This is a genomic window from Geobacillus sp. Sah69, assembly GCF_001414205.1.
Taxonomy (GTDB): domain Bacteria; phylum Bacillota; class Bacilli; order Bacillales; family Anoxybacillaceae; genus Geobacillus; species Geobacillus stearothermophilus.
Genome location: NZ_LLKS01000019.1, coordinates 160,413 through 174,305, shown reverse-complemented (window position 1 = coordinate 174,305; position 13,893 = coordinate 160,413). Strand labels below are relative to the sequence as shown.

12 protein-coding genes and 1 riboswitch are annotated in these 13,893 nt (G+C 54.5%); of the genes, 3 read left to right on the top strand and 9 right to left on the bottom strand.

Features of this window, described 5'->3' with window-relative positions:
* Positions 1 to 21: 21 nt before the first annotated feature.
* Both AP057_RS02710 and AP057_RS02705 read right to left on the bottom strand, forming a co-directional pair.
* Positions 22 to 2,595 (bottom strand): vitamin B12-dependent ribonucleotide reductase, encoded by a 2,574-nt coding sequence (locus AP057_RS02710; protein ID WP_049624630.1) that lies wholly within the window; start codon positions 2,593 to 2,595, stop codon positions 22 to 24.
* Positions 2,596 to 2,847: 252 nt separating this feature from the next.
* Positions 2,848 to 3,684 carry a biotin/lipoate A/B protein ligase family protein gene (locus tag AP057_RS02705; RefSeq protein WP_055358006.1) on the bottom strand — a complete coding sequence of 279 codons (837 nt, stop codon included), beginning with the start codon at positions 3,682 to 3,684 and terminating at the stop codon, positions 2,848 to 2,850.
* A 209-nt stretch (positions 3,685 to 3,893) separates the two neighbouring features.
* On the opposite strand from AP057_RS02705, the gene AP057_RS02700 reads away from it, so the two are divergent.
* Positions 3,894 to 4,268: a rhodanese-like domain-containing protein gene (locus AP057_RS02700; RefSeq protein ID WP_011231903.1), complete on the top strand. Its 375-nt coding sequence runs from the start codon at positions 3,894 to 3,896 to the stop codon at positions 4,266 to 4,268.
* A gap of 56 nt (positions 4,269 to 4,324) precedes the next feature.
* On the opposite strand, the gene AP057_RS02695 is transcribed toward AP057_RS02700, so the two are convergent.
* The 4 genes from AP057_RS02695 to gcvT form a co-directional block, all read right to left on the bottom strand.
* Positions 4,325 to 5,512, bottom strand: a complete 1,188-nt coding sequence (locus AP057_RS02695; RefSeq protein WP_055358005.1) for an ROK family protein — start codon at positions 5,510 to 5,512, stop codon at positions 4,325 to 4,327.
* A gap of 182 nt (positions 5,513 to 5,694) precedes the next feature.
* Positions 5,695 to 7,161 (bottom strand): aminomethyl-transferring glycine dehydrogenase subunit GcvPB, encoded by a 1,467-nt coding sequence (gene gcvPB / locus AP057_RS02690; protein WP_055358004.1) that lies wholly within the window; start codon positions 7,159 to 7,161, stop codon positions 5,695 to 5,697.
* Entirely contained in the window at positions 7,154 to 8,500 is a 1,347-nt protein-coding gene (gene gcvPA, locus AP057_RS02685) for an aminomethyl-transferring glycine dehydrogenase subunit GcvPA (protein ID WP_033010188.1), read from the bottom strand. The genes gcvPB and gcvPA overlap by 8 nt, the downstream gene beginning before the upstream one ends.
* Before the next feature lie 31 nt (positions 8,501 to 8,531).
* Positions 8,532 to 9,629 carry a glycine cleavage system aminomethyltransferase GcvT gene (gene gcvT / locus AP057_RS02680; protein WP_055358003.1) on the bottom strand — a complete coding sequence of 366 codons (1,098 nt, stop codon included), beginning with the start codon at positions 9,627 to 9,629 and terminating at the stop codon, positions 8,532 to 8,534.
* 188 nt (positions 9,630 to 9,817) lie between these two features.
* Positions 9,818 to 9,906: riboswitch (glycine riboswitch) on the bottom strand.
* 218 nt (positions 9,907 to 10,124) lie between these two features.
* Here gcvT and AP057_RS02675 point away from each other — a divergent pair.
* Positions 10,125 to 11,789 carry a DEAD/DEAH box helicase gene (locus tag AP057_RS02675; protein ID WP_055358002.1) on the top strand — a complete coding sequence of 555 codons (1,665 nt, stop codon included), beginning with the start codon at positions 10,125 to 10,127 and terminating at the stop codon, positions 11,787 to 11,789.
* Entirely contained in the window at positions 11,776 to 12,570 is a 795-nt protein-coding gene (locus AP057_RS02670; RefSeq protein ID WP_055358001.1) for a YqhG family protein, read from the top strand. The genes AP057_RS02675 and AP057_RS02670 overlap by 14 nt, the downstream gene beginning before the upstream one ends.
* Positions 12,571 to 12,666: 96 nt before the next feature.
* On the opposite strand, the gene AP057_RS02665 is transcribed toward AP057_RS02670, so the two are convergent.
* The 3 genes from AP057_RS02665 to comGF form a co-directional block, all read right to left on the bottom strand.
* Positions 12,667 to 12,846: a YqzE family protein gene (locus AP057_RS02665; RefSeq protein WP_044743170.1), complete on the bottom strand. Its 180-nt coding sequence runs from the start codon at positions 12,844 to 12,846 to the stop codon at positions 12,667 to 12,669.
* Positions 12,847 to 12,986: 140 nt separating this feature from the next.
* Entirely contained in the window at positions 12,987 to 13,376 is a 390-nt protein-coding gene (gene comGG / locus AP057_RS02660) for a competence type IV pilus minor pilin ComGG (RefSeq protein ID WP_044743169.1), read from the bottom strand.
* A 108-nt stretch (positions 13,377 to 13,484) separates the two neighbouring features.
* Positions 13,485 to 13,886 (bottom strand): competence type IV pilus minor pilin ComGF, encoded by a 402-nt coding sequence (gene comGF / locus AP057_RS02655; RefSeq protein ID WP_230581369.1) that lies wholly within the window; start codon positions 13,884 to 13,886, stop codon positions 13,485 to 13,487.
* Positions 13,887 to 13,893: the final 7 nt, after the last annotated feature.

Here is a 13,893-nt window from a genome sequence, read left to right as displayed (position 1 = left end):
CCAAACCCATCCGTATCACCATTACAGGCCGCACTTCAGCTGGGCGCCGCAGTTCGTGCACGTGTTGCAGCCGCCGATCTCTTCGACCGTTCCTTCGCGGCAAATCGGGCAAATGTTGCCGATTTCGGAGCCGATCGTCACATCGGTGGCGCGCACATCTTGAATCGTATCGACAAGCACGACGGCGCGTTTCGTTTCTTTTTCCTCTTGTTCTTCTGGAAGCAGTTCTAGCTGTTCTTCGATCCGGTTTTCTTCCGCTTTCAACGTTAACACTTGCTCATCGCGGCTGCCGTCGACGTAGACGGTGCCGCCTTTCGCGCCGCCGCGCCATAAACGCTCGTACACTTTTTGCACTTGCTCGACGGTGTAGCCTCTCGGCGCGTTGACCGTTTTCGACAAGCTCGAGTCGACCCAGCGCTGAATGATGCATTGCACATCGGCGTGCGCTTCCGGCGGCAAGTCCATCGCCGTCACAAACCAAGGCGGCAAATGGTTCGGGTCGGCTTCCGGATGTTTGTCCAAATATTCTTGGACAATGTCCGCTTTCACTTCGATAAATTTGCCCAAGCGCCCGCTCCGGTAGTACGAGAACGAGAAGTACGGCTCCAGCCCGGTTGAGACGCCAACCATCGTTCCCGTCGATCCTGTCGGCGCCACCGTCAGCAAGTGTGAGTTGCGGATGCCGTATTTCAAAATATCTTGGCGAATGTCATCCGGCATCCGTTTCATGTAACCGGTGTTGATGAACGCTTCGCGTAGCTTTTGCGTTTCTTCTTCCGTTTCGCCGACCAAAAACGGGAAGCTGCCTTTTTCTTTCGCCAGCTCGATCGAGGCCCGGTAAGCGGTCGTGGCGATCGTGCGGAACAGTTCGTCCACAAGTTGATTTCCTTCCTCGGAGCCGTACGCTTTTTCGCAGTAAATGAGCAAGTCGGCAAGCCCCATGACGCCAAGGCCGATGCGGCGCTCGCCGAGCGCCTGTTTTTTGTTTTCCTCAAGGAAGTATGGCGTAGCATCAATGACGTTGTCTTGCATCCGCACCCCGATTTCAACCGTACGCTTCAGTTTTTCATAGTCCACGACTTTCCGCTCTTTGTCCACCATGTTCGCCAAGTTAATGGCGGCCAAGTTGCAGACCGAATATGGCGCAAGGGGCTGTTCCCCGCACGGATTGGTCGCCACGACTTTTTGTCCGTACGCGCGAGCGTTCGTCATTTCATTGGCATTGTCGATGAAGAAAATGCCCGGCTCGGCTGAATACGTCGCACAAATGTTGATCAACTTCCAAAGCTCGCGGGCGCGGATTTTCCGGTAGACGCGGACGCGGTAGCCCATTTGTTCCCATTCGCGCACATCGCCGACTTCATGCCATTTTTCATTGTAAATGCGCATTTCTTCTTCAGAATACGTTTCTACGTCCGGGAAGCGCAACGCGTATTCTTCGTCCTTTTCGACCGCTTCCATGAATTCTTTCGTCAAGCAGACGGAAATGTTCGCACCGGTCAAAAAGTCCGGGTTGTGCACCGTGTATGTACCGCCGGTGCGCAGTTTTTCTTCGGCATCTTTGATAATTTCCTCTGTGAAGCCGCCGTAGTCAGGCGCGTTTTTGTACCGGACGATCGCTTCGTACATCGTCCGCTCCCGCTCGGTGAGCGGCGTGAATTTCAGTTTGTCGCGCGCTGCTTTTTTGATGCCCTCGTCTTCCATATTTTCAAGCAGGTAGCGCAAAATGCGCGGGTTTTGCATTTTCGAGACGATGAATTCGATAATGTCCGGGTGCCAGTCGGCCAGCATAATCATTTGGGCGCCGCGGCGGGAGCCACCTTGCTCAACAAGGTGGGTCAGCTTCGCAATGTCGTCAAGCCATGAGACCGACCCGGACGATTTGCCGTTCACCCCGCGCGCAAGCGTATGGCGCGGCCGCAATGTCGAGCCGTTCGTCCCAACGCCGCCGCCGCGGCTCATAATTTCCATCACCTGCTTCCGATGTTCGGAAATGCCTTCGCGCGAATCTTTCACAAACGGCATCACATAGCAGTTGAAATACGTCACTTCCTTGCCTGAACCCGCCCCGTACAACACGCGGCCGGCCGGAACAAAATTCAAGCTGGCGAGCTCTTGATAAAACTTTTCGAACCACTCTTTCCGCTTTTCTTCGGTCTTTTCCACCGCCGCCAGCCCGGTCGCATTGCGCTTGGCGATTTGCTCATAGAAAATCTCGAGCGGCTTGTCGATAATGTCGAGCGATCGAAGGACAATGCCGGTTTCCGCCTCCTCGCCTTCGAGCACGTGCCGGTATTCGTCTTCAATCAACACGCGCGCTTTTTTCGCCTCCCAGTCAATATCGACGATAAAACCGAGACCGCGGGCTGGGAATTTCGGGTCCTCCTTGATCGTCAACACAACGAAATCGCCCGGTGTGAGCGTCAGCTTTTCCGTATCCTTAAACGAATAACGGTCCAACATGACCAAACGGGATACGCCTTTATGGGTGATGTGCATATCCGGCGTAATCGGATGCACTTGCGGAAATAGGCGGATATCCTCGTTCAGCTTGTCAATATTGATTTTCATTTTTTCGGACGACGCCACCGTCATTCTCCTATCTCTCCTCTTTTATATAATTATATAATCTCTCATGTTTTTGCCAATGTTGCCCTGTCTTCTCTACCTTACCATATCAAACAGAAAAAAACAATATATAGTATGATTTTTACGAAAATCATACTATATATTGTTATTTAGAACAAATCATTTCGTTTTTGTCAAGCAAAAAAAGACAAAAAACGGCGAAAAACGGACCAGCCATGCCGTTTTTGCCAAAACAGGAGCGATGTTCCATATTGCCGCCTAACGCTTAAAGTTCCATTCATCGCTTTCGTATTTCGTCCGCGCCAGCTCTTCAACGTACGCCAACTCTTCGGCGGTGAGCGTGTACGGTTCCAATACGATGTTCAATCCTTTTTTAAATCCTTTGTAAAACGCCTCTTTCGCTTCCTCGATCGTCACCGTGCGGCTCGTCAACTCATTGATCGCGACGGCTTTCTTTTTAAAATCGCGCTGCAGACGCTCTTTCACCCGCTCGTTTGGATATTTAAACAAGCTGAACAGCAAGTCTTCGTCCAAATCGAGCAAAATCGAACCATGCTGCAAAATGACGCCTTTTTGCCGCGTTTGCGCACTGCCGGCGATTTTCCGCCCCTCAACGACAAGTTCGTACCACGACGGTGCGTCAAAGCAAACAGCCGAGCGCGGGCTGCGCAAATCCGCTTTTTCTTCTTCTGTTTTCGGCACGGCGAAATACGCGTCAAGCCCAAGGAAGCGAAATCCTTCCAAAATGCCCTGGGAGATGACGCGGTATGCTTCTGTCACCGTCTTCGGCATCGCCGGGTGCGACTCGGAGACGATGACGCTGTATGTCAATTCTTTATCGTGCAGGACGCCGCGCCCGCCGGTCGGCCGACGGACAAAGCCGAGGCCGTGCCGTTTGACCGCGTCTAAATCAATTTCTTTCTCCACTTTTTGAAAATAGCCGATCGACAACGTCGGCGGATTCCAGCCGTAAAAGCGGATCGTCGGCGGAATTTTTCCTTCGCTGTGCCAATCGAGAAGCGCCTCATCGAGCGCCATATTGAACGCCGGCGGGCAATAGCCGGAATCGATAAAGCGCCATACTTCTTTTGCCATCGTTCCACCTTCTCTATTGTTCCATACTCTAAACGCTGCGGCGGCTTGTCCACCACCGCCAAGGGGCGGGACGCTTTTGGCCGCCTTTATTAGTTTAGCAAACAACGCCGGTGAAGGAAAGAAAAATGGCATTGCGAAAACCTCTTTGCTTCCCGGCGGCGACTTTATATAATAGGAAATAGCAGACGAAGCGAAAGGAGGCATGACGGGTGGAAGCATTGCTCATTATTCTCGGCGCAATCATCGTGTATTCCGTCATTACGTACTTCTGGCAGAAGAGAATTGTCAAAGCATTGACAGAGGAAGAGTTCCGCGCCGGTTATCGAAAAGCGCAACTCGTCGACGTCCGCGAACCGGACGAGTTTGCGGCTGGACATATTTTAGGGGCGCGCAACATCCCGCTGACCCAACTGCGCATGCGCATGAAAGAATTGCGCAAAGACCAGCCGATTTATTTATATTGCCAAAACGGACTGCGCAGCGGGCGAGCCGCGCAAATGCTTTACCGGAAAGGGTATCGCGATTTGTACCATTTAAAAGGCGGATTTAAAACGTGGACCGGGAAAGTGAAGAAAAAAGCGTAGCCCGTTAACCAAAAAGGCGCTCTGCCCAAACAGGCAGGCGCCTCTTTTCGCATGCGCTAGACCGCCGCAAATTCCGGCGGCAGGACGACCGCCTCAAGCACCGAAGCAGCCGCGCCGATGGCGCAGCTTTTCTCTTTCAGCTTGGAGGAGATGATGGACGGCTCGCTTTCTTTTTTGACGAGAATTCGCTTTCTCACTTCTTGGCGCGCCGGACCGATCACATACTCGCCCGCTTGGGCCAGCGGGCCGCCGATAATGATCGCCTCCGGATTGTACGCGTAGATCACCTGCAACAGTCCGATGCCGAGATAACGCCCCGTTTCCGCCAAAATGCGCGCCAGCTGTTCATCGCTTTCTGCTGCCAACGCCATCGCAGCGATGGAAAAGCGTTCATCGAGCCATTCGGAACGCCCTTCTTCAGCCAAACGGCGCTCAATGTATTTTTCCGACGCATACATTTCCCAGCAGCCGATGTTGCCGCAGCTGCAGCGAATGCCGTTGACATCGATCGTATGATGACCGATTTCACCAGCTAGGCCGCTGACACCCCGATAGAGCTGATGGTGAAGAACGACGCCGGCGCCAATGCCGATTCCGGCGCTGATGTAAACAAAGTGGGCGAACTCGTTGCCGGCGCCGAACCATTTTTCGCCAAGCGCCGCCAGTTTCGCCTCGTTTTCCACAATAACCGGATATTGCGGCCATCGCTTTTGCAAGGCCGATGCCAACGCCACATCGCCCAAACGCAAGTTCGGCGCAAAAATCACCGTCCCGCTTTCCGTATGGACAACGCCCGGCACCCCGATGCCGATTCCCATCACACCGTACGGCGTCGCCGGCGCCCGGCGGATGGCCGCCTCGATGAGCTCCATCATTTCGCCGATGATCGCCTCCTGCCCTTCAGACGGGCGGAACGAACGCCGTTGCTCCCAAAGAATGTCCGCGTTTAAATTGGTCAACACGGCATACAAATAGTTCACCCCCAGCTCAACGCCGATAAGCGAGCCGGCGTCGGCGTTGAAGCGAAGCATGAGCGGCCGGCGCCCGCCGGTTGACTCGCCGATTCCGCTTTCATGGACGAAATGCTCGGCGATCAGCTCATCGACGAGCGCTGAAACCGTCGCTTTATTCAGTCCGGTCGTTTTCGCAATATCGGCGCGTGAAATCGGGTGTTGGTCGCGGATCAATTTCAGGACGAGCTGTTTATTCATTTTTTTGACAAGAGTGATGTTCCCTGTCCTCATGTTTTCGGTCATCCTTTTCGTCATGACTTTTAGTATGCACCGCGAATGATGGATCAGCCATTGTTATTAGTTTATATAATAAACTAACTAGACTTTTCTGTCAATGCCGCCATAACAATGCAGCTGTCCCCAAACGAAACGGCCCGCCCACTGTCGGGCGAGCCGTTTGTCGGTATCACGGATCAGTTTGTCGGCTTTTGATAGCGCAAAATCGGCTTGCGCGCTGCGGTCGTTTCATCAAGCCGCTTGACGACCGTCGTATGCGGCGCTTCTTGAACGATTTCCGGAGTTTCTTCCGCTTCCTTGGCAATTTGAATCATCGCATCGATGAACGCATCAAGCGTTTCTTTTGACTCCGTCTCGGTCGGCTCAATCATCATGCACTCTTCGACGATGAGCGGGAAGTAAATGGTCGGCGGATGGAAGCCGAAATCAAGCAGCCGTTTCGCAATGTCAAGCGTTCTGACGCCAAGTTTCTTTTGCCGCTTGCCGGATAAGACAAACTCATGCTTGCAATGGCGGTCATACGGCAAATCGTAATACTCGGCAAGACGGCGCATCATATAGTTGGCGTTTAAAACGGCGTATTCGCTCACCGCTTTCAAACCGTCCGACCCCATCGAGCGGATGTACGTGTACGCCCGGACGTTGATGCCGAAATTGCCGTAAAACGGCTTGACGCGGCCGATTGACTGTGGACGGTCGTAGTCAAGGTAGCAACGGCCGTTTTCCCCTTTGGCGATGACCGGTTTCGGCAAAAACGGCACAAGGTCAGCTTTCACCCCGACCGGGCCCGATCCTGGCCCTCCGCCGCCGTGCGGGCCGGTGAACGTTTTATGCAAGTTCAAATGGACGACGTCAAAGCCCATATCGCCGGGGCGCGCCTTGCCGAGGATGGCGTTTAAGTTCGCGCCGTCATAGTACAGCTTGCCGCCCGCTGCATGGACGATTTCCGCCATTTCGACGATTTGCTCTTCAAACAGCCCGAGCGTGTTCGGGTTCGTGAGCATGAGCGCCGCTGTGTCAGGGCCGACGACGCGCCGCAAATCCTCCAAATCAACAAGGCCGGCGGCAGTCGATTTGACCGTCACTGTCTCAAACCCCGCAACGGTTGCCGACGCCGGATTCGTACCGTGCGCCGAATCCGGGACGATTACCTTCGTCCGGTTGAAATCGCCGTTGGCCTCATGGTAAGCGCGGATCATCATGAGCCCGGTCCACTCGCCATGGGCGCCGGCGGCCGGCTGCAAGGTGACCGCATCCATGCCCGTGATTTCTTTTAAATGCTCCTGCAAGTCGTACATCAACTCAAGCGCCCCTTGCACCGTTTCTTCCGGCTGCAGCGGGTGGATGTGGGCAAACCCGGCGAGACGGGCGACGTTTTCATTGATTTTCGGATTGTATTTCATCGTGCACGATCCAAGCGGGTAAAACCCGGAATCAACGCCGTGGTTTCGCTTGGAAAGCGCCGTGTAATGGCGCATCAAATCGAGCTCCGATACTTCCGGCAGCTCCGGTTCTTCAGAACGCAAATAATCGGGCGGCACAAGCTCGCTGACATCGACAGCCGGAACATCGAGCGCCGGCAGGCTGTAGGCGATCCGTCCCGGCTTGCTTCGTTCGAAAATAAGCGGTTGATCGTTATGCATGGCAATCCCCCAATTCATTGACGAACCGATCGATTTCTTCTTTCGTGCGCAGTTCGGTGACAGCAACAAGCATATGATTGGAAAGTTCCGGATAATCACCGCCAAGGTCGTAGCCGCCGATGATCCCCTTTTCGAGCAGGCGGGCGTTCACCTCAGAAACCGGACGGTTGAGCCGGATGACGAATTCATTGAAAAATGGACCGGCAAACGGCGACACAACCCCGTGCTGTTCGAATGCCTGTTTCGCATAATGCGCCTTTTGCATGTTCATCGTCGCCATCTCTTTTACGCCCCGTTTTCCGAGCGCCGAGAGCGCCACCGAGGCGGCGAGGGCATTCAGCGCCTGGTTCGAGCAAATATTGGATGTCGCTTTATCGCGGCGGATATGCTGCTCGCGCGCCTGCAGCGTCAACACAAACCCGCGGCGCCCGTCTTCATCTTTCGTTTGCCCGACGAGCCGGCCTGGAATTTTCCGCATCAGCGGCGCTTTGACAGCGAAATACCCGCAATGTGGGCCGCCGAACTGCATCGGGATGCCAAACGGCTGCATATCGCCGACGACGATGTCCGCCCCCAATGCGCCGGGCGGGGTCAAAATGCCAAGGGCAAGCGGATTGCTCGCGACAATGAACAGGCTTTTCTTTTCATGGACGAGCGGCTCCATCGCCTTGAGCGGCTCGATTTGCCCGAAGAAGTTCGGGTATTGGACGACCACACACGCCACGTCATCCCCCATTTCCGCTTCAAGCGCTTGAAGATCGGTAACACCGCCGTCGTACGCAATTTCTTTTACCTCTAATCTCTGCCCTTTCGCATACGTGCGCACGACATCGCGGTATTGCGGGTGAACGGCCGCGGAAATAAGCACTTTCGTCCGCTTCGTATGAGCGGCAGCAAGCAGCACCGCTTCCGCGAGCGCCGTGCCGCCGTCGTACATCGACGAATTGGCGACATCCATGCCTGTCAGCTCGCATACCATCGTTTGGAACTCAAAAATGGCTTGCAGTTCGCCTTGGGAAATCTCCGGCTGGTACGGCGTATACGCCGTATAAAATTCGGAGCGCGACAGGACGTGGTCGACCACGGCCGGAATATAGTGGTCATACACGCCCGCTCCTAAAAAGGAAACATATTGCTTGGCGTTGGCGTTTTTGTCCGCTAACGCGCTTAACTCTTTCCATAGCTCCGGCTCCGACTTCGCCGGTTTCACGTTCAACTCGCCGCGAAAACGCACTTGTTCTGGAATGTCGGCGAACAGCTCATCAATGGATGCAACGCCGATCGTTCGCAACATTTCCTGCTTGTCTTCTTCCGTCATCGGCAAATAACGATGGAGCACCGTATTTTCCTCCTTGCTTATGACTTCTTGCTTATGACTTCGTCCGCTTGTAAAAAGGGATCGGTACAATCTTCGCCTTCAAGCGCTTGCCGCGAATGTCCACCTCCACGACCTGACCGGCTGCGGCAACATCCGCTGTCACGAGCGCCAACCCGATGTTTTTCTTCAGCGTCGGCGACTGCGTGCCGGTCGTAATGAATCCGACTTCAGCGCTCCCGGCAAATACCCGGTAGCCATGGCGCGGAATGCCGCGGTCCATCATCTCGATGCCGACAAGCTGCCGCGGCGGTCCGGCTTCTTTTTGCCGCTTTAACGCGGCCTGGCCGATAAACGGCGATTCTTTTTCCGTTTTGACGGCAAACCCGAGCCCGGCTTCAAGCGGGGAGATCGTTTCGGACAATTCTTGGCCGTAAAGCGGCAGACACGCCTCAAACCGGAGCGTATCGCGCGCTCCCAGTCCGCATGGGAGGACGCCGTCTTCGGCCCCGGCTGTTAAAATGGCCTCCCATAACGTGATGGCATCCTCTGCCTGGCAATAGATCTCGAACCCGTCTTCGCCCGTATAGCCGGTGCGCGAGACGAGCGCCTTTACGCCGGCCACTTCCACATTGTCTTGGAACGAAAACGGACGCATCGCCGGCAAATCCAGATTGGTTAATTTTTGCAGCACGCGTTCGGCCGCTGGTCCTTGCAGAGCAAGCTGCGCCGTTTGCGCTGAAACGTTGTCAAGCTCGACATCCGCATCGATGTGCTCATTCAGCCAGGCAAAATCTTTTTCCGTATTGGCGGCGTTGACGACAAGCAAATAGTCGCTCTCTCCTTTTTGATAAATAAGCAAATCATCGACCGTGCCGCCATCTTCGTTGCACATGAGCGTGTATTGCGCCCGCCCTGGACGAAGCTTGGCGACATCGTTCGTCATCAGTTTTTGCAAAAAGGCAAGGCTTCCGCGGCCGCGGACCGCAATTTCCCCCATGTGGGAGACGTCAAACAGTCCGGCGCGCGTCCTTACCGCTTCATGCTCTTCCTTGATGCTTGAAAACTGCACCGGCATTTCCCAGCCGCCAAATTCGACTGTTTTGGCGTTGTAACGGGCGTATACCGGAAATAGCGGCGTGCGCTTTAACAAGGCGATTCCCTCCCTCATCGAAATGCATAACGCAAAAAAGGACAGACTCCCCCCTTTGCGAAAAAGAGAGGCTCTGTCCTGGCACCTGAAAGTTTCCCGTCAGCCGCTTGCCTGCGCCTTGGCGGCAGCGAGGTTCCGACGGTTTCCCCTTGGGTGGCCCGCCGATAGGCAGGCGCTCTCCAGAGCTGCGTCAAGCAAGAGTCTTTTTGCCTGAGAGATTCGCGTTTCCGCTTGCTCCTTCGGCGCTACATTCCGTAGTCTCTCCCCTTGCCGTCATCCGCCGATCAATAAAATTTTCCAAAGCGGGCATACTAAGAAACGCCCTTGACCGCTATTCATGCGAATGTTCTAAATTTATACTACCATTAACCACTCAAAAAGGGCAATAGGAAATGATCGAACTTTTATAGAAATTAGCCATCAAAATGTTCTTGTTTTGTCTAACAAAGAGGATTTTTACGGAATAAACATTCGTCAAAAGGGAAGGGGATGGACATGAACATTGCGATCGAAATGGACGAGACGTGGAAAAAGGAATTTCTTGAGCGCATTGAAAAAGACGGGCCGTGGGCAAGCTGGGAAATGTATGAGCTGGCGTTAGAGGCGGCCCATCATTTAAGCGTGCCGGAATTTGACGGCCTGCAGGCGCCTAAGCACTTGCCGCATTTGACGATCCTCCCGCACCAGCTCGAAGTGGCGCGCCGCGTCGTTGAAGAGATGAACGGCAAAGCGATTTTGGCCGATGAAGTCGGACTTGGCAAAACGATTGAAGCCGGGCTCGTCCTAAAAGAGTATATGATTCGCGGCCTTGTGAAAAAAGCGCTCATTCTCGTTCCCGCCTCCCTTGTTTCACAATGGGTGAAAGAATTGAACGAAAAGTTTTTCATCCCGGCCGTCCAGCAAAAAAAGAGCTACGTCTGGGAACAGTGCGACATTGTGGTTTCTTCGATCGATACAGCGAAAAAGGAGCCGCACCGCTCCATCATTTACGAACAGCCATACGATATGATCATCATCGACGAGGCGCACAAACTGAAAAACAACAAAACGAAAAACTACGAGTTTGTGCAAAATTTAAAAAAGAAGTTTTGTTTGTTGCTGACGGCGACGCCGATTCAAAACCGGATTGAGGAAATCTTCAACCTCGTCTCACTTTTGAAGCCCGGCCATTTAGGCAACGCCGAGCAGTTTGCCAAAACATACGGCAAAACAAGGGCGGTGCAGGTGAACGAGCATTTAAAAGCGCTCGTCAACAAAGTAATGATCCGCAACCGCCGCGCCGATACACCGATCGAATGGTCGAAGCGCCATGTCGAGCCGGTGTTGATCGAGTTTACGGATGAAGAGCGCGAACTGTACGAAGCAGTGAGGGCACTCCGCCATGAGCCGTTCGCCGGTTCGTTTTCGCTCATTACGCTGCTTCGCGAGGCGTGCAGCAGCCGTGAAGCGCTGTTTTTAACCATAAAAAATATGATGGAGAAATGCGAAGGAGCCATTCCTGAAGCGCTTGAGCAGGTGCTGGAAAAAATCAACGCCGTCACGACGAATTCAAAGGCGGAAAAAGCGCTTGAACTGATCCGCTCCATTAACGATAAGGTGATTATTTTTACGGAATACCGGGCGACACAGCTGTATTTGCAATGGTTTTTAAAACAGCACGGCATTTCATCCGTCCCGTTTCGCGGCGGCTTCCGGCGCGGCAAAAAAGACTGGATGCAGGAACTGTTTAAACACCACGCCCAAGTGTTCATCGCCACCGAAGCGGGCGGCGAGGGCATCAACTTGCAATTTTGCCGCTATGTCATCAACTACGACTTGCCGTGGAACCCGATGCGCCTTGAGCAGCGGATCGGCCGCGTCCATCGCCTCGGGCAGACAGATGACGTTTACATTTACAACTTCGCCGTCAAACAGACGGTCGAAGAGCATATTTTAACGCTTCTCTATGAGAAAATCCGCTTGTTCGAGCGGGTAGTCGGCGAGCTGGACGACATTTTGGCGAAAATGAACCTCGCCAACTTGGAACGCTACTTCGAAGACGCCTTCGTTCATTCACGGAGCGAAGGGGAGATGAAAATCAAAATGGAAAACATCATCGCGATGATCGAGCTGGCGGAGCAGCTCGGAAAGGAAGGAGGCAAACGGCATGCAGCAACATGAAATCCGTCGTTTTGTGGAGCGTTATTTTGCCGCCAACGGGTGCACGTTGTTGGAAGCGAATGACGACTATATGACGGTCCAGCTGACGCCAGAAATGGATAAAGAGCTGATGAACCGGCCGTTTTACTGGCATTACATCGAACGGACGGGCGGCGTCCCGCAGCCGATGCAGCTCACACTGATTACCCGCCCAAGCGAACGGACGGAAAAGCTGAAAGGCGACCGGCTTCATTTCGGGGCGCCGCGGCTACACCAGCTGTTCCGCTCGGCGCAAAAACGCGGCAGCTTCATTCGTTTGTACGAAGAGCCGGACGCCCCGCTCGCCGGCCATGCCGCCCTTCATCCATGGCTTGGGATGAACGTTGTCATTTCCTACGAATGCGACCGAAAAAAAGACGCCGTCGTCTCTCTCGGCCTTCATCTCATCAGCGGCACGATCATCGAATCGTTCCACGAGCGGCTCCGCGCGCGCCGGCTGACGCCGAAAATCCCGGACTATTGTTTTACAATTTCGCCGCTCATTAAGCCGCCAAGTGGCATCGCCCGCCTCGAGCAATATATCCGCGGCCGCATTGCCGCCGACGATCATGCATGGGCCGAGGAAGCGCGCCGGCGCTGGGCCGACGATTTAGCTTTGCTTGATGAGTTTTACAAAGAGGCGGAAGAAAAGCCGGAGTGTTATTATATCGAGAAAGAAGCGCTTGAAAAACAGTACAAGCCGCGCATCACCGTTTCCGTCATTAACGGCGGGCTGTTTTACTTGCTGCCTCGCACATCGTGAGCTGCCGTGCGGAAAGCCTGCAGCCTGAGCCCGGCGCGGATTCCGCCATCCCTCTCCATCAAAAACGCCCGCCGGCTGCAAGCCAGCGGGCGCCCATTACGGGCGGCGCCGAAACAACAAACGGAGTGAAAGCGGCACGATGCCGAACAAGCGGTAAGAGAGCGGCGGCCGCTCTTGTTTGCGCGCGCTCCGCCGCCGCGCCCGCTCCTCTTTTGGCATATCCATATACGTGACGAACCGCTGGGTGACAAATTTGACATAGTCGTTGACTGCCATCGAAGCCCCCCCTTTTTTCTTTTAGTTTTTCCTCATCTTTCCTTTTTTAACCGTTTTCCGAAAGAAGTCCCCTCCTCAAGAAACGTAAATGGCACAGCCCGATGAGTAGGCGGGAGATGAATTTCGGCCGGCGGAGCAGTTCACCCGTTTTGCTCCGTCCATTCCGTAATATCGAGCGATGGAAGGGCAACGGTGAAGGCGACCGTCCGCTGCAGTCCGGCCGCCGAGCGAACCGTCAAGAAAACCCGGACGCTCGCCTCCGTTTCCTTTTGCCACCGGCAGACCGCCTCCCCGCGCGGATACGTCCACTTTCCTTCCTGTTTCGTTGTCACAGCAGCCGTTGCTGCAATTTGTTCCTTTACATCAAACACCGCCATTTGCACGAGCTCGTCCGCCTCAGCCGCCTGCCGGACGGCGTGCGCCGCCTGCTGCTCCGCCTCGTATAAAAGTGCGGCATTCGTCATAAAAAACGCTAGCAGCAACGCGACAACCGCGACAAGCGGGAAAATCACCCCATCTTGGCGGCCCATTTGTCCTCCCCCCTTGCGTCTTTTCCTCCTTGCCGACACCGCGCAAAGCATGAGGCCATAAAGCCTCAATGATGCGCTCGCCTCGTTCCAGGCTTAGCGCCGCCTTGCCTAAAACATCCGCGCCACAAACGCGTCGCACACCTTGCCGTCATCGGCTGTCACTTGCAAAAACAAGCCATGGGCGCCGATGCGATAGGACACCGCCCGCACATGGCGGAGCGCCGTCTCGTAGCCTGCTCCGTTCACTTGACGAATCAGTTCCGCTTTTGGTGCAACCAACGAGAAACTGACCGTCTCGCCATTCCATTTGTGTAAGTACAGCACACGGCCATCCGTCGACCATTTTTTCGCTTCATTCAACTCGATTTGCAGCTGCTGCAAAAACAGCCTCCATTCCAAACGCGCAAACCCGTCGCTCGGCTCTGCGGCGAGCGGGCGGACAGCAAGCAGCGCCGGGATGACCGCGGCCACCGCTAAAGCAACAGCCAAGGCCATCAATGCCTCAAGCAATGCAAAC

Coding starts and splice junctions, on each gene's coding strand:
- AP057_RS02710 (WP_049624630.1), bottom strand. CDS start 2,595: ATGACGGTGGCGTCGTCCGAAAAAATGAAAATCAATATTGACAAGCTG.
- AP057_RS02705 (WP_055358006.1), bottom strand. CDS start 3,684: ATGGCAAAAGAAGTATGGCGCTTTATCGATTCCGGCTATTGCCCGCCG.
- AP057_RS02695 (WP_055358005.1), bottom strand. CDS start 5,512: ATGAGGACAGGGAACATCACTCTTGTCAAAAAAATGAATAAACAGCTC.
- gcvPB (WP_055358004.1), bottom strand. CDS start 7,161: ATGCATAACGATCAACCGCTTATTTTCGAACGAAGCAAGCCGGGACGG.
- AP057_RS02675 (WP_055358002.1), top strand. CDS start 10,125: ATGAACATTGCGATCGAAATGGACGAGACGTGGAAAAAGGAATTTCTT.
- AP057_RS02670 (WP_055358001.1), top strand. CDS start 11,776: ATGCAGCAACATGAAATCCGTCGTTTTGTGGAGCGTTATTTTGCCGCC.
- AP057_RS02665 (WP_044743170.1), bottom strand. CDS start 12,846: ATGGCAGTCAACGACTATGTCAAATTTGTCACCCAGCGGTTCGTCACG.
- comGG (WP_044743169.1), bottom strand. CDS start 13,376: ATGGGCCGCCAAGATGGGGTGATTTTCCCGCTTGTCGCGGTTGTCGCG.